At 43.2% G+C, this 15,209-nt stretch carries 13 protein-coding genes and 1 tRNA gene; 10 read left to right on the top strand and 4 right to left on the bottom strand.

Annotated features, from left to right (window positions below; translation table 11 throughout):
* Window positions 1-527: 527 nt before the first annotated feature.
* From rpmI to PLH26_RS13010, 3 genes are all read left to right on the top strand, one after another.
* A complete protein-coding gene (gene rpmI, locus PLH26_RS13020; protein ID WP_324586461.1) occupies window positions 528-725 on the top strand; it encodes a 50S ribosomal protein L35 in 198 nt (65 codons plus the stop codon).
* A 101-nt stretch (window positions 726-826) separates the two neighbouring features.
* Window positions 827-1,171 (top strand): 50S ribosomal protein L20, encoded by a 345-nt coding sequence (rplT, locus tag PLH26_RS13015; protein WP_324586460.1) that lies wholly within the window; start codon window positions 827-829, stop codon window positions 1,169-1,171.
* A gap of 150 nt (window positions 1,172-1,321) precedes the next feature.
* A complete protein-coding gene (locus PLH26_RS13010) occupies window positions 1,322-2,722 on the top strand; it encodes a type III PLP-dependent enzyme domain-containing protein (RefSeq protein ID WP_324586459.1) in 1,401 nt (466 codons plus the stop codon).
* Between the two features lie 110 nt (window positions 2,723-2,832).
* Here PLH26_RS13010 and PLH26_RS13005 read toward each other — a convergent pair whose 3' ends face one another.
* Window positions 2,833-5,904 (bottom strand): zinc-dependent metalloprotease, encoded by a 3,072-nt coding sequence (locus PLH26_RS13005; RefSeq protein WP_324586458.1) that lies wholly within the window; start codon window positions 5,902-5,904, stop codon window positions 2,833-2,835.
* Between the two features lie 262 nt (window positions 5,905-6,166).
* On the opposite strand from PLH26_RS13005, the gene PLH26_RS13000 reads away from it, so the two are divergent.
* Complete coding sequence (locus tag PLH26_RS13000) at window positions 6,167-6,412, top strand: hypothetical protein (RefSeq protein ID WP_324586457.1); 246 nt, start codon at window positions 6,167-6,169, stop codon at window positions 6,410-6,412.
* A 139-nt stretch (window positions 6,413-6,551) separates the two neighbouring features.
* Here the strand turns inward: PLH26_RS13000 and PLH26_RS12995 are convergent.
* Window positions 6,552-6,622: transfer RNA gene (locus tag PLH26_RS12995), tRNA-Cys, on the bottom strand.
* A 61-nt stretch (window positions 6,623-6,683) separates the two neighbouring features.
* Between PLH26_RS12995 and PLH26_RS12990 the strand changes: the two genes are divergently transcribed.
* The 3 genes from PLH26_RS12990 to PLH26_RS12980 all read left to right on the top strand — a co-directional run bounded on the left by PLH26_RS12990 (window position 6,684) and on the right by PLH26_RS12980 (window position 9,633).
* Window positions 6,684-7,559 carry a nucleoside phosphorylase gene (locus PLH26_RS12990; RefSeq protein WP_324586456.1) on the top strand — a complete coding sequence of 292 codons (876 nt, stop codon included), beginning with the start codon at window positions 6,684-6,686 and terminating at the stop codon, window positions 7,557-7,559.
* Window positions 7,560-7,646: 87 nt separating this feature from the next.
* Entirely contained in the window at window positions 7,647-8,429 is a 783-nt protein-coding gene (dapF, locus tag PLH26_RS12985; RefSeq protein ID WP_324586455.1) for a diaminopimelate epimerase, read from the top strand.
* Between the two features lie 265 nt (window positions 8,430-8,694).
* On the top strand, window positions 8,695-9,633 hold the full coding sequence (locus PLH26_RS12980; protein ID WP_324586454.1) for a magnesium transporter CorA family protein: 939 nt from the start codon (window positions 8,695-8,697) through the stop codon (window positions 9,631-9,633).
* Between the two features lie 76 nt (window positions 9,634-9,709).
* On the opposite strand, the gene PLH26_RS12975 is transcribed toward PLH26_RS12980, so the two are convergent.
* Window positions 9,710-10,180 (bottom strand): NUDIX domain-containing protein, encoded by a 471-nt coding sequence (locus tag PLH26_RS12975; RefSeq protein WP_324586453.1) that lies wholly within the window; start codon window positions 10,178-10,180, stop codon window positions 9,710-9,712.
* Window positions 10,181-10,303: 123 nt separating this feature from the next.
* A complete protein-coding gene (locus tag PLH26_RS12970) occupies window positions 10,304-11,077 on the bottom strand; it encodes a queuosine precursor transporter (protein ID WP_324586452.1) in 774 nt (257 codons plus the stop codon).
* 126 nt (window positions 11,078-11,203) lie between these two features.
* Here PLH26_RS12970 and PLH26_RS12965 point away from each other — a divergent pair, with 126 nt between their 5' ends.
* From PLH26_RS12965 to PLH26_RS12955, 3 genes are all read left to right on the top strand, one after another.
* Window positions 11,204-13,690: a YfhO family protein gene (locus tag PLH26_RS12965; RefSeq protein WP_324586451.1), complete on the top strand. Its 2,487-nt coding sequence runs from the start codon at window positions 11,204-11,206 to the stop codon at window positions 13,688-13,690.
* 15 nt (window positions 13,691-13,705) lie between these two features.
* A complete protein-coding gene (locus PLH26_RS12960) occupies window positions 13,706-14,833 on the top strand; it encodes a glycosyltransferase family 4 protein (RefSeq protein ID WP_324586450.1) in 1,128 nt (375 codons plus the stop codon).
* 44 nt (window positions 14,834-14,877) lie between these two features.
* The coding region (locus PLH26_RS12955; protein WP_324586449.1) for a methyltransferase domain-containing protein at window positions 14,878-15,209 on the top strand (332 nt) is incomplete at its 3' end.

The following is a 15,209-nucleotide window of genomic DNA, read 5'->3' as shown; positions in this document are numbered from 1 at the left end:
AAATGTTTTGTGCTGAGTTGCATTAGGGAGCGAAATTAAAGGATAGGAATTAAAATGCAAAATCCGAAAGCAGAAAATCTGTCGAAACACAAAGAAACAAGAAACCAGTAAGCCATAGGCTATGCGAGCTGTACAAAGAAAGGAGGTTTCAGCAGTTAACAGTTTCCGCCTGACGCCCATACAGCCCTGAGCTTTCAGCTTTCAGCAGCAAAGAAAGAAAATTCAGCCCTCTTAGCAGCCCGGTCCTGTCATGATATTACAGATTTTTTGTTTTTAAATCTGTCTACCTATATCAGGACAAGACAGCCTTACCTCATACCTCATACCTCACACCTTACACCTTACACCTCATACCTAACCAAAAAGTTGTTTAAAAATAAATTGTTTTTACATACCTTTGCACCCCGTTAAATACGGGGTGTTTGTTAAATGCTTTGCAGAATACAGGCACAATTGCCCCAAAGGCTCACAAGTGTTCCGTCTGTTCGGTACCGCCCCACGGGTATAACATAAATACTTTTACGCATATGCCAAAGGTTAAAACCAATTCGAGTGCAAAGAAAAGGTTTAAAGTGACCGCCACAGGCAAGATCACACATCAAAAGTCTTTCCGCCGTCACATCCTCACCAAAAAATCAAAAAAACGCAAACGCGCCATGAGAATTGATGGGCAGGTACACAAATCCAATATGGATTTCGTGAAGCGCCTGTTGCGTCTGAAATGATGACCGCGCCTGTTGCAAGACAGCGAAAAACCAGTAAATCTCCATTTAAAAACAGTTGACCGTACATCAATAAAGTACCAAAACGTAAAACTTATTAAATTATGCCACGTTCAGTAAATGCCGTTGCATCAAAAGCCCGAAGGAAAAGGATTTTAAAGGCCGCCAAAGGCTTTTACGGCAAACGTAAAAATGTGTTAACCGTTGCCAAAAACGTAGTAGAAAAAGGATTGACCTATAGTTATGTAGGACGCAAACTGAAGAAAAGGGAATACCGCTCTTTATGGATTGCCCGTATCAATGCGGCTGTTCGCGAGGAAGGGCTTACCTATTCGGAGTTTATATTTAAGCTGAGGCAGAAAGGGATCAACCTTGACCGTAAGGTTTTAGCCGACCTGGCAATGAATGAAGCCGAAAGCTTTAAGAAGCTGATCGCTTCAGTTAAATAATGGCAAACGGAAGGATGAATTGAAGCTTTTTAACAGATAATCGTATTATAACCGGTAGTGAAAAAATCACAACCGGTTTTTTTATGAGGGACAGATCAAAGAACTACATTTGTATATCATTGCTCACGCTAAACAACAGGCCAAGTAAAAATGAACAAATCATACACCGACCTGGTGAAACAAACCTTTTACTTTCCTCAGGAAGGTTTTGAAGTAACCGACGGCTATCTGCGTTTTAACGGATTGGATCTTAAAGCTATCATTGATAAATACGGCACCCCGCTTAAACTTACCTATCTGCCCAAAATAGGCATGCAAATAAACAAAGCCAAGAAAATGTTCAGGGAGGCATTTAAAAAGTACCGGTATGAAGGCAAATATTTTTACTGCTATTGTACCAAAAGCTCACATTTCTCTTTTGTTGTGGAGGAAGCCCTGCAGCACGAAATTCACCTCGAAACATCATACGCCTACGATATTGAGATCATTAACCGGCTGTATGAAAAAAGAAAGATCAATAAAGATATTCATATCATCTGCAACGGGTTTAAACAAAAGGGATATACTTCCCGCATAGCACGGCTGTTGAATACCGGTTTTAAAAATGTGATCCCCGTTCTGGATAACAAAGACGAGTTGGACGCTTACCGTCGTTCCGTAAAAGTGCCCTTCAAGTTAGGTATACGTGTTGCGGCTGAGGAAGAACCTACCTTCCCTTTCTATACTTCACGGCTGGGTATGCGAACAAGAGACATCCTGGAGTTTTATGTAGATAAGATAGAAGGCAATGAAGAAAAATTCCAGTTAAAGATGCTTCATATATTTCTCAATAAGGGTATCAAGGATGATATTTATTACTGGAGCGAGCTCAATAAGATCATTCATCTGTATTGCCAGCTAAAAAAGATATGTCCCGAACTGGACTCCATTAATATCGGTGGCGGGTTCCCCATCAAGCACTCACTTGGATTCGAGTACAATTACCAGCTCATGATCAATGAAATTGTGCGCAATATCAAAAGTGCCTGCAAAAAAGCCAAAGTACCTATGCCCCACATCTATACGGAGTTTGGCAGTTTTACTGTAGGTGAAAGCATGGCGCACATTTACAGTGTGATAGGGCAAAAAGTACAGAACGACCGTGAAACCTGGTATATGATCGATTCATCCTTTATTACTACCCTTCCCGATACCTGGGGTATTGGCGAAAGATTCTTATTGCTGCCCATTAACAAATGGGACGAAGAATATCAACGGGTGGTGCTTGGCGGAATGACATGTGACAGCCATGATTATTACGATTCCGAAGAACATATCAACGAGGTTTTTTTACCTAAGATCGTGAACGGAGAACCGCTCTACCTTGGTTTCTTTCATACCGGCGCATACCAGGATCAGATCAGCGGCTACGGGGGAATCAAACACTGCCTCATCCCCTCCCCCAAGCATGTTATAGTAGAATACGATAAAAACGGGAAGCTGGTTGACTGGTTATATGCCAAAGAACAGTCTTCACAAAGCATGCTGAAGATACTGGGGTATATTAAGTGAGTGGTGAGTAGTGAGTAGTGAGTGGTGAGTAAGATGCAGGTTACAGGGTCCATGTTACAAGGTGGAGGTTGGAGGGTCTATTTACCAATCATCAACCTATTCATAAACCACTAAAGCTTAACGAACCGCAGGATATAGCTGTTTTTACCGGCGGTTAATTTTACAATATACGTTCCGGCGGCCCAGTTACCGGTATATATATTTTTAGTAAGCAGCGTACTGTTTATTTTTTCAGCGTATACGAGCTTCATGTCACTGCTCAAAATTTCAATGCTACCATTGTACACAGGTCTTCCGAAATGGATCGTAACATTATTTGTTGCCGGAACCGGATAGAGCGCTGGCATAGCATTACCTGCTGCGTTTATATTTATTTGAACAACCTTACTGTATGAGCTTTTTCCATCCCCATCTACCTGCTTTATGCGGTAGTACAATTTCCCTTCCGGGGGTTGAATATGAGTGTAGTCGTAAGGTACAGGTATGCTGCTGTTGCCTTTTGAAGCCACTTTGCCTACCTGGATAAAACGAATGGCATCGGTGCTCATTTCCACTTCAAAATAACTGTTATTGAACTCCGTGGCCGTTGACCAGTTCAGTTTAACGTTTCCATCTGTATATAAAGCAGCAAAATCAAGCCAGCTTACGGGCAAAGCCGCGTTAACCGAACCAATCGAAAAACCAGAAAAACCAGTATTAAAAGTAGTCGTTACCGTATGGTCTTCGCCAAAGCTGCCGTGTACCAGGACCGCGCTAAGCTTTACTTTTTCCGTTTGCGGGCTTGTGGGTGAAAAAGACGGGATGGGGATTTCTGTTTTGACCATTTTTACATTAGCCCATGACATTCCTGTAGCTGCTTCATAACCCAGTCTTTCTGCATGGGTATAGTAGAGTGTTATTTCATAGTTACCCGAAGCATTGTTATGTTGTGGCGTTACAAAAAATGCTTTTCGTGTAAGGTATTGAGACGGGGTATTGCTCCAGAAAGGCGCCGCACCGTTGCCATCCCGGTCTATACTCACAGTTGTGCAACCATAATCCCAGCTATCCAGGTTTTTGATTTTAGCAATGATCTTCTGTGGTTGAAGCCTATCATAAAAATATACTTCGTTATATGGGCCAAGATATTCTTCTTTGGATGTGGCTAAGGCATTGTCAACCGGATTGCCCTTCACAGTGTAATCCAGCATTATAACGGGTTTTATACCACTTTGATAAAAGCTTACCGAAGAAAAATCTTCCGAACAGTTTATCCCCTCACTTTCTATCATACTGCCCTGTTCGGTATTGCTTCCGTCTGCATAAGCGTACACTATGTCTGCCGCATCTGCAACCGCAGTCCCGTTGTCAAAGCAAAGCTCTACACCAATATTACCGGTACCATTCCACTCAAAAGGCTGAGTAAATACAAATGCATTCCAGCCATTCGTTGTAGTATATGAAGGAAGAGACAGAACAGTAGTCATGCCCGACATTGTACGAACACTTCCGTTCTCCGCAAGATTATTGAGGCTGGTATGAACCATTTTAATGTTCAGGTTTTTAAAGGCACGCACAGAATTCTTTTTTACAAAAAACCGTATACCTGAAATGGAACTGCCTGAAAACCCTGCCGCAGTAAGTTCACCCGCCTTATAGATGATCTGTGTTCTTTGCTTATTGAGGGAAGCATCAAAAATTTTAGCGTTATTGATATCATAAGTTGACGAACCAATGCTGCCGCCCGATGCCGTGCCGGGGGGTACGGGACGGTAATCATTACCACGGATGATGATGTTCATTACCGTAATAGCGCTACCCTTTTCGGCAATACCGCCACCATTATCAACAGAAAAGTTCAACCTTAAAAGTTTTGCTTCAGGCGAGCTCCCGTGGTCATAAACCCGCAATATGAAGGCCCTGTTGTTGCTTGCACCTGCGGGGAACACAACATTTTTACCCGAAGGAAAATCAAAATCCGCTTTTTCCAGGGCTGTTGACGCGGGATCAACGCCAATAACAGCAGTAGCACTTTGTACCGGATCGCTGCCAATGGTAAAATTAAAAACATGATCGCGATACCTGCGACAGCCGCTCACAGTTGTTGCCGTTTCCGCAAGCTCCGCACCCTGCTGTTCAAAATTTATTTTAGGTATGCATGATGGATTTGCATAGGTGGGTATAGCACCTGTTGATGCAACAAGCGCGCTTCTTTCCTCCAACAACGTGCTTGCCTGTACCCTGTCTTTTTGCCCGGGTGTAAAAAGCGTATAACAGTTGGTGTAACTCATAAAATTGCTTTCCGTGCGGATATTATACGGCTGGTCAATGCAGCTATTATTGCCCGTACGGCAGGTAAAATCAACTACACCGGAAGTATTGGCGTTCATGGAAACAGGATCGGTATCGTAAACATAATCGCCATTGCCAGCAGGGCATTTGTTGCGGTTGACAGATCCCTGAAAGGGATGATAAAGATTAAAAGCATGCCCAATTTCATGGGGAAGTGTTTTGGAGCCGGGTTTCATTTGCGTTGCCAGCATTACCGTTCCGTCTACCACACTTGAAGTAGGAAAGTAAGCATACCCGGCAATAAACTGTCCCGAAGTGCCGTCTTTCCCATTGATCTTATTTACCACATAAATATTATAATATCGTGACCTGTCCCAGGCCACCGGCGTTTTCATGGCTATATCCAGACTAACATCATTATTGGTAGCACCATTGGTCACATAATCTGCATTGGAAGACATATTAACACGGTTAATGCCGGAAGTTGGGTTACAATCGGGATCCCTTTTGGCCAAAACGAATCGCAATCCAAGATCACCGGCAGCATTTACACCGGCAGGAGTAAGTGACGGATGAGTTCCGCTGTAAACCTCATTTAAATAATCAATAGCAGCAATGATCTGTTCATCCGAAGGATTGAAAGGCGTTCCAACCGGTTCACCGGTATTTAATACATGCACTACTATTGGGATAGTAAAAATAGTTGTTTCCTTCTTTTGATAATGTTTGGGAGCTTTCTTTTGCCGGATAATGCTTTCAATCTTTTGCTCATTGAAGATCACACGCAATTTATAATGAGGATCGGCACCCTGCAATGCACGATGCGACTGGTCGAAGCCGCATACCGGTTGGGCAGGTAATTTGGCGCAATACATCAACACACAACAAAAAACAGCAGTTACGCCTTTCATAGCAGCATATTATATTTCAAATGTAAATAATAAAACAAATGCTCCGTTTTTTAGCAGGCAAATTTTGTTCACATCAGGGTTTTCACGGAAGTACCCCAATTTACATGTATAAACCGGGTATACCGGATCCCACTTCGTTACCGGATGGCAGATGCCGCCGGGGATTTAAGCATTTATTACGCGAAGCGTTTTAGTCGGAAGTTTTAGCAAAATGTAATGAATGCCTCTTCAGCTTTTTGATTTTTTCACCTATTTTTGCATCATGAATAACATTAGTGTATTGACCGATTTTGAAGCATTGACCAATACCATCAATTTTAAAAAGCTAGCTTCTCCACCCGGATTAGAATCTTATACAATTTATGCCGGCGGTAATTTCATTTTCATATCCAACGAAAAAAACCGTACAATCCGCTTTAGCCTCGCTAATTTCAACACCAATGATATTACAAGTGATGGTATCCAGGAGTGGATTGACCGCATTCATAAATTATACCCCAGCTTTTAATGAATTTGTTATAATCAGCAACCTGAGCAGGAATTTTTTACTGTGACTTCCGAAGTACTTATCACCATTTCAGCATAAACAGCAGGCTTTTACTTTCTTGAAACCAAAAAAGGATCGCATAATGGATCCTTCTTAAGGGAGGTCCCGAGCGGATTCGAACCGCTGTGGGAGCTTTTGCAGAGCTCTGCCTGACCACTCGGCCACAGGACCTTTTATCTTTTTTCCGGCTTGCGAAAATAGGATATTTTTATGAACCGCAAATACTTAACCAATGCAATATATTGCTGAATCTGAATTAATGCTCAACAGGCGCGGGGCCATCTATCATTTGGATCTTTTGCCCGAAGAATTGGGTGATATTGTTATTACGGTAGGCGATCCCGGCAGGGTAAAAGAGGTAAGCAAATACTTTGACGCTGTGACATACCGCCGGCAGCACCGCGAGTTCTTTACACATACCGGGAGCCTGGGAAATAAGCGTATTTCGGTTGTTTCTACAGGTATCGGCACCGACAATATCGATATTGTAATGAATGAGCTGGATGCCCTGGCAAACATTGATCTCCAGGCGAGAATCGTAAAAACACAGCTTACCTCATTACAAATTATCCGTATAGGCACTGCCGGATCCCTACGTGAAGATATCCCTGTTGACAGCTGGGTGGCCAGCACGCATGGACTGGGCATAGACAATTTGCTGCATTTTTACCGTTATGAAAACAATGAAGAAGAAAATCAGCTGATCCAGTCTTTTATTACGCAAACCCAACTGCACAACAATGCCGCTTTGCCTTATATCAATAGTGCCAGTGTTGGACTGATCAAGCATTTTGTAGAAGGTTTTCATCATGGTATTACGGTAACCTGTCCGGGGTTTTACGGGCCGCAGGGACGGATATTGCGGCTGGGCTTAAGCGACCCTGCTTTTATAGAACGGCTGTCGGGTTTCAGTTTCGGCATTCACCGTATCTGCAATTTTGAAATGGAAACAGCAGGCATTTATGGCATGGGAAAGCTTTTGGGGCATCATTGCCTTAGCCTGAGTGCCATTGTAGCCAACCGGATCAGCAAAAAACTCAGCAAAGATGGCAACGCAGCAGTAGACCAACTGATTAAAAGAACACTGGAGATCATATCGGCTACGTAATTGCCACCGCTCTTTTACATCTGCCGGGCAACTTATTTGATCAATTAACGTCATCAACCAATAACTTTGCAGCATAAAAAAAGCGCAATGGATATACATTTTTTTAAATATCAGGGGACGGGGAACGACTTTATAATATTAGACAATCGTGACAATGCGTATTCATTTCTTGATACAGCGCAGGTCCACTTTCTGTGCAACAGGAGATTTGGCATAGGTGCAGACGGGCTGATGTTATTGAACAGGCACCACGATTATGACTTTGAAATGGTATATTACAATGCCGATGGCAAAGAAGGCAGCATGTGCGGGAACGGCGGCCGCTGCCTGGTAAAGTTTGCATACGATTCCGGCATAAAGAAAACCGCTTACCATTTTATGGCTACAGACGGTCCGCATGAAGCAGAAATAGACGTGCAGGGAATTGTTCGGTTAAAAATGAAGGATGTACAGACAGTAAAAAACAAAACCGACCATTACATACTGGATACAGGCTCTCCGCATTATGTGCAATTTGTTCAAAACCTGCAAAAAGTGGATGTAAAAGAGGAAGGAAGGAAAATACGGTACAGCGATGATTTTGCTGATGAAGGCATTAATGTGAATTTTGTGGAGGCCGTTGATGATCATACCATTTTTGTACGGACCTATGAAAGGGGTGTTGAAAACGAAACACTAAGCTGTGGTACCGGTGTAACAGCCGCAGCGCTCGTTTCGGCACACAACGAAAACAGCTTTAATGAAATTGATGTACGCACTACAGGTGGTAAGCTGAGCGTGGAGTTCGATCTTTCGGACGAAAATCAATACAGCAATATCTGGCTTTGCGGCCCCGCAGAATTCGTATTCAAAGGGGAGATTGGAGTATAATTTGAAAATGTGGTAATTTGAAAATTTGAAAATGCCTGCCCCCGTCCGACTGGCGTCAGCAGGGCGGGCGACAGAAAGGCGGGCCTGCCCGGGTCGTTCTGGCGGGGCTTAGTCGGGTGGGCCACTGAACAGGGGTGGAAATGAACAAGTGCAAAGGAAGATAATCTCCCGGTATGACAACCCTATTGGAAAAGTACCCGGATCTGAACTCCTCAAATCTCAAATTTTAAATCTCAAATCATAATACCCCTACCTTTGCGCCGCAATGATCCAATACTTCAAAAATATCAACGGGGTAACCACCGCTATAGACAAGGCGGACAATGAAACATGGGTAAATATTCTGCCGCCGCTGAAGCATGAAGAATTTGCCGAAGTGTCTGAGGCTCTTGAGATCCCCATTGAGTTTTTACAGGATTCCCTGGATATTGATGAACGTTCGAGGTTTGAACTGGAAGACAATGTGAAGCTGATCGTGATCAAAACGCCTACCGAAAACAATTCTTTTAACGAAAGCGATGCGTATTATATAACCATCCCCATTTGCATCATTCTTACCCACAACCAGATCGTTACCGTTAACTCCTTTGAGAACGGGGCTATTAAAAAATTTCTGAGCACATTCCAGAACAGGAATGCCGGTAAAAGGAACATGATGGTGCTCAAGATATTTGAGAAGATCACGCAGGCCTTCATGGAGTATCTTAAAGAGATCAACCACCGCAGAAATATCCTCGAACAGCAATTGTATGCCTCTAACCGCAACGAAGAACTGCTGGAGCTGATGCGGATACAAAAAAGCCTCGTATATTTTGTAACAGCGCTGCGTTCCAATGAAATGCTGCTGATGAAATTAGAAAGAACGAATTTTTTAGGACTCAACGAGCAGGAGAAGGAGGAACTGGATGATATGGTGGTTGATATGTCGCAGGCACTTGAAATGGCACATATCTATACCAACATCCTCAGCAGCACTCTGGATGCTTTTGCCAGCATTATTTCCAACAATCAAAACTCGGTACTAAAACGACTGACTTCCATTACCATCATTTTGCAGTTCCCTGTATTGATCGCCAGCATTTACGGAATGAATGTACCCATCCCCTTTCAGCACCAGGCACATGCATTTTATATCCCTATTATCCTGGCCTTGTCGGTATCTATAATCATGGGCGCATACTTTATGCGAAAAAAATGGTTCTAAAGGTTGATGGCCTTCATCGCCCTGTAACGTAAAACTTACCTTCCCACTTCTCTTACTATCTTACCATCTTACGATCTTACGATCTTACCATCTTACCCCTTTTCACCACCCCCGCCACCACCTTATCTATCGGGAGGGTAACGCTTTTTTCAGAGAAGTCTTTCCAGTCAATAAACCGGAAAGTTTCCGTTTCGCCCGTTTGTTCGTATATGTTCATTTGTCTTTGATCAAAATCAAAGGGTTTCAGCCGGAGCGGAACCGTAATAGCGGCCAGGGGTTCAGCAAAATAATAAATGGATATAATTTGCTGATCGGGAGTAAACGCCGATATCTGAAAAAAATCAGTTGTGTAAATATGATCTGTTACTTTCACTTCGAGGTTCATCTCTTCCATAAACTCCCTTTTCAGGCAATCCCTTGTACCCTCGCCAAATTCGAGCCCGCCGCCCGGGAACTTGGTGTAATAACTGCCGCGGATAAATTCATCACTCACTAAAACCTGCTTTTTTTCATTGATAAGAATGCCGTAAACCCTGAGATTGAACATGTAAGCCGATTTGAGATTTGAGATTTAAAATTTAAGATTTAAGATTTTCCACACTTTCACATTTCCCACATCTCCACATTATATTGCGGTCTGACACTCCTGCGTTGCGTACCGACCGCTACATTATCCTTCCATCGCCGCTTTTTTCATTTTTATCGCCGTTTCCTTTCCTACATATTTTTCGATCCTGGCTTCAGCAAAATAAATAAGCGGGGTTAAAAGAATAGCTATGGTAAATTTATACATATAGTTCACGCAGCCCACCGCGATCACCTGCGCCCACGTCCAGTTACTGCCCAGCTTAAAAGCAATGGCCAGCACTATAAAACTGTCTATGAGCTGAGATACAAGTGTAGAACCTGTTGCCCTCAGCCATACTTTCTTTTCGCCTGTTGCTCTTTTGATCCGCTGAAATACAAATACATCTACTACCTGGCTCACCAAAAAAGCTACCAGGCTTCCCAGTATGATCCACATACCCTGCCCGAATATACCGTTAAAGGCTACCTGCATATCCGGCACACCCTCACTTGTCTTGGATGCAGGCCACCAGTCGGCATACGGGATATGAATACTGGCATAAAACATGATAAAGGCATAGGATATCAATGCAACTGCCGTATAGCTGATCCTTTTTACAGCTTTTGGCCCGTAATATTCATTTACGATATCCGTCATAACAAATTCCAGCGGCCACAACAGCACCCCGCAGGTAAGACTGAACGACAGCCCGCTTTGACCGAAAAGGGTCAGGTTCACCGGATCGAAACCGAACAGCTTTTCGAGAGAAAAAATTTTACCGCCGATACATTCCGCTATCAGCGCATTGGCTACAAAAAAAGCCGCAAACCCTATAAACAGTTTGGTTGGCCGGTCTTTCAGTATTTGCTGTATCATATTATGCGTTAAAATTAAAGGGAAGATTAAAAATAACATTAATTTGCCGCCTTAAATTTGAATTCCTGTTCCGGGAGGAGCTTGCTTTTGTGGCCCTGATAAAATCAGCATTAAAATATTCTGAAAGTGAAAAAATTTAATTTTAAAGCGCTTGTCCCCCACCTGGTAGCCATAGGTATTTTTTTAGTAGTGTCTGTAATTTACTGCAGGCCTGCCTTGGAAGGAAAAGTATTACAGCAGAGTGATATTGTGCACTGGGAAGGCATGTCGCACAATTCTTTTGAATATAAAAAGGAACATGGCCATTTTCCTTTGTGGAATACGCATCTCTTCAGCGGCATGCCCAATTACCAGGTAGCTATGGAAGCCCACTCTCTTTTACCGGATTTCCATACGATATTAACATTGGGATTACCCAAACCCATCAACTTCTTCTTTTTAGCCTGCCTTTGCTTTTATATATTGTGCTGCGTTGTAAATATAAAACCGGTTTTGGGGATTATGGGAAGCCTTGCTTTTGCATATGCCAGCTACAACCCTATCCTTATAGCTGTAGGGCACGAAAGTAAAATGTGGGCGATAGCTTATATGCCGGGGGTGCTGGCGGGACTACTGCTCATCTATCAAAAAAAATATCTTTTGGGGCTTGCCGTTACCGCCATTTTTGCAACCTGGGAAATTGCATTCAATCACCCCCAGATCAGCTATTATTTTTTTATTACAGCGGGTATTATTACCCTTGGTTATATGGTACAATGGATAAAAGCCAAAGACTGGAAACACCTGGTCATATCGCTTGTGTTAGCTGCCGTTGCCGGTTGCGCGGCACTTGCCAATTCGGCAATGAGTTTACTTACCACAGCAGAATATGCAAAATATACCATGCGGGGCGGCAAAACCCTTGAAACATCCGGGCAGGAAATAAAAAAAGTGGATACAAAGGGGTTGGATAAAGATTATGCATTCAGCTACAGCATCAATAAAAGCGAAATACTGACCTTTTTTATACCCGATGTATTCGGCAGCAGTTCTTCAGATCATTTTGATGAAGACTCCAAACTGGTAACAGCACTTACGGAAAAGAATATCCCCGGCGACCAGGCTGTTCAGCTCGCCTACTCACTTCCCCGATACTGGGGCGGAATAGAAGAAGGCACTGCCGGCACTATTTATTTTGGAGCGATCATCTGCTTTCTTGCAATTGCAGGACTTGTGGTGATAAAAAATCCGATTAAATGGTGGGTACTTGGGGCCGCAGTTGTTGCCATTTTTATGGCCTGGGGAAGAAACTTTTCGGCTTTCAATTCTTTTTTACTGGATTATTTTCCGTTGTACAACAAATTCCGCTCACCCAATATGGCATTGGTTATTCCCCAGATGCTGCTGCCGCTGCTTGCTGTTTGGGGATTGCAGCGCATATTTTTTACAGCTAACGGCAAGGAACAGTTGAAGAAGTCTTTTAAAACGATCCTGTACGTCTTAGGTGCTGTGTTCGGTGTTACATTACTCATTTATATCTTTAACGATTTCGGCAGCGCTTTCGATGCCCGCATTGTGCAGGCCTATACCAACCCGCAGGATGGCAGCACAGAAATAGGACGTATGATCGTGAACGCTTTAAAGGTGGAGAGAAAGAGTATGTTCAGCAGCGGTATTTTCCGTGCGCTGTTGTTTTCCGGCCTGGTGATCGGGTTATTGTATTTATACCTGAAGAACATCATTAAACCTTTGGCGGCTGTTGTTGTTTTTACCGTGATCAATATGATTGACCTGCTGGCAGTTGACAGCAAATACCTGAATGCTGATCATTATATGGATAAAGACAGTTATCAGTCGGAAAATTTTGCGCCGACAGCAGCCGATACACAGATTCTGCAGGACAAAGACCCGCATTACAGAGTATATCGTTTATCGGGCGACAGGTTCAGCGATGCGATAACTGCTTATTTCCACCGTTCCATCGGCGGATACCATGCAGCCAAACTGCGTATATACCAGGATCTGATCGAAACACAGTTGTCTAAAGAATCATTGAACATGGATGTGCTGAACATGCTGGATACCCGGTATTTTATTGTTCCGCCCCAACAGCAGCAACAGGCGCCTGCAGTGCATAAAAATGATGAAGCACTGGGAGCGGCATGGTTCATCAGGCATATTAAATATGTAAACGGTCCTGTAGAAGAAATAAAAGCGCTGGACCAGTTTGGACCAAAAGATACGGTGATCGTTGACAACAGCTTTAAACCAATAGCCGGCGCTGATCCTGCACCCGATTCTTCAGCTACCATACAACTGGCAGGCTATGACAATGATGAAATAAAATACGCCACACAATCTGCCACCAACCAGTTTGCCGTGTTCAGTGAAATATATTACCCGGCGGGATGGAATGCTTATATAGATGGTAAAAAAACGGATTACGCGAAAGTGAATTATGTTTTAAGAGGCATGCCTGTGCCGGCCGGCAAACATGAAATTGTGTTCAGGTTCGAGCCAGCTTCTTATTCAAATGGTCAAAAGCTCATATACGCCGGCAATGTACTGTTCTTCCTTGCCCTTGCGGGCGGCATTTTTTCTTTATGGAAAAACAGGGAAAAGTTCACTGTTTAATTAGCAACGAATTGGATGATAAATGTATTAAGTATTGTGTCGTATCGTTTTTTACCGGCCCTGATGGGCGGCGAAAAGAATATCAGCATATTTAATGATTATCTTTCAAAGCTGGTGAACCTTAGCTGCGTTACTGTAAAAAAAGTGGAAATACCCGTTAAGCCGGGATATGAAATACTTCCACTATTGTCAAACAATATCATCCGTTATATCAATCCCTTTTATTTCTTCATTTTAAGGAAGATCATCCTGCAAAAAAAGGTCAGTCATGTTATTTTAGAACATCCTTATTACGGCTGGCTGGGCATCGCTTTGCAAAAATTGCTTGGCATAAAGCTCATCATACATTCGCACAATATTGAAGCATTGCGGTTCAAAAGCTTTGGCAAATGGTGGTGGCGACTGTTATGGATGTATGAGAGAGCAGTACATCGCCGGGCCGATATGAACTTCTTCATCACCCGGGAAGACATGGATTATGCCATTGCTCATTTTAAACTGGCGCCCCAAAAATGTACTGTTATTACCTATGGCATAAATTTAAACGCCCCTCCCACCCCGCAGGAAAAAACAAATGCCCGTACAGCCGTCTGCACCACGCACCATATTAACGCGGCGGACCTGCTCCTGTTCTACACCGGTACTTTATATTACCGGCCCAATTTAAACGGTTTGGATATTATCCTGGAGAAGATCAATCCCCTGCTGCAACAAAGCGGTATCGCATATACGATATTGATCTGCGGCAATCACCTGCCCGAACGGTACAATAATCTTGAAGCGTATAAAAGTAAAAACATCATTTACGCCGGTTTTGTAAAAGATATAGGTATGTATTTTAAAGCCGCAGATATTTTTATGAACCCTATCAGTGAAGGAGGAGGTATAAAAACAAAACTGGTGGAAGCGCTGGCAGGCAACAGTTCGGCTGTATCCTTTGCCAGCGGGGCCTTTGGCGTTCCGGCTGAACTAACCGGCGGAAAACTGACCGTTGTGCCTGATGGAGACAGCAAAGGGCTTTTTGAAGCCATACAGCGGTCTTCCACATTGCTGAAACAAGATATTTCAACAGATTTTTACAAACATTTTTACTGGGGTAATATTGTACAAAAAGCATATCAGCATATACTTTCGATAGCCTGATCTGCAGTACAATATTTACTTTTGAAATTCCAAAGGGTTATTTCATGCAATATAAAGAAAGGGTTCCCGGCGAATTATTTACCGGGGAGCATTACCTCGGTCGCCCGGCAGATGTAACAGACAGGATCGTCAGGCGTCGCGTTGCCCTGCTGGAAAATTACCCCGGATTTACCGGGAAGCAATACGACCATCTTGATATCGGCTGCGGCAACGGTGCGTCTATGTTCCTGCTGTCGCAAAAAATGAGATCATGCCTGGGGATTGATATTGTAAATGATTACGAGCAGGATATTAATGACTATCTTAAAAAGAACAATATCGCCAATTGCCGCTTTCAATGCGTGGATATTGCAAAGGATATTTCATCTTTAGGGCA

The organism is Agriterribacter sp. (assembly GCF_035444585.1).
Lineage (GTDB): Bacteria > Bacteroidota > Bacteroidia > Chitinophagales > Chitinophagaceae > Agriterribacter.
This window is presented reverse-complemented; position numbering and strand designations above follow the sequence as displayed.

What these genes read in the sequence shown, in the direction of transcription:
- PLH26_RS13005 (WP_324586458.1), bottom strand. Translation starts at nt 5,904, where the DNA reads ATGAAAGGCGTAACTGCTGTTTTTTGTTGTGTGTTGATGTATTGCGCC.
- PLH26_RS12960 (WP_324586450.1), top strand. Translation starts at nt 13,706, where the DNA reads ATGATAAATGTATTAAGTATTGTGTCGTATCGTTTTTTACCGGCCCTG.
- rpmI (WP_324586461.1), top strand. Translation starts at nt 528, where the DNA reads ATGCCAAAGGTTAAAACCAATTCGAGTGCAAAGAAAAGGTTTAAAGTG.
- PLH26_RS13000 (WP_324586457.1), top strand. Translation starts at nt 6,167, where the DNA reads ATGAATAACATTAGTGTATTGACCGATTTTGAAGCATTGACCAATACC.
- PLH26_RS12970 (WP_324586452.1), bottom strand. Translation starts at nt 11,077, where the DNA reads ATGATACAGCAAATACTGAAAGACCGGCCAACCAAACTGTTTATAGGG.
- PLH26_RS12980 (WP_324586454.1), top strand. Translation starts at nt 8,695, where the DNA reads ATGATCCAATACTTCAAAAATATCAACGGGGTAACCACCGCTATAGAC.
- dapF (WP_324586455.1), top strand. Translation starts at nt 7,647, where the DNA reads ATGGATATACATTTTTTTAAATATCAGGGGACGGGGAACGACTTTATA.
- PLH26_RS13010 (WP_324586459.1), top strand. Translation starts at nt 1,322, where the DNA reads ATGAACAAATCATACACCGACCTGGTGAAACAAACCTTTTACTTTCCT.
- PLH26_RS12990 (WP_324586456.1), top strand. Translation starts at nt 6,684, where the DNA reads ATGCAATATATTGCTGAATCTGAATTAATGCTCAACAGGCGCGGGGCC.
- PLH26_RS12975 (WP_324586453.1), bottom strand. Translation starts at nt 10,180, where the DNA reads ATGTTCAATCTCAGGGTTTACGGCATTCTTATCAATGAAAAAAAGCAG.
- rplT (WP_324586460.1), top strand. Translation starts at nt 827, where the DNA reads ATGCCACGTTCAGTAAATGCCGTTGCATCAAAAGCCCGAAGGAAAAGG.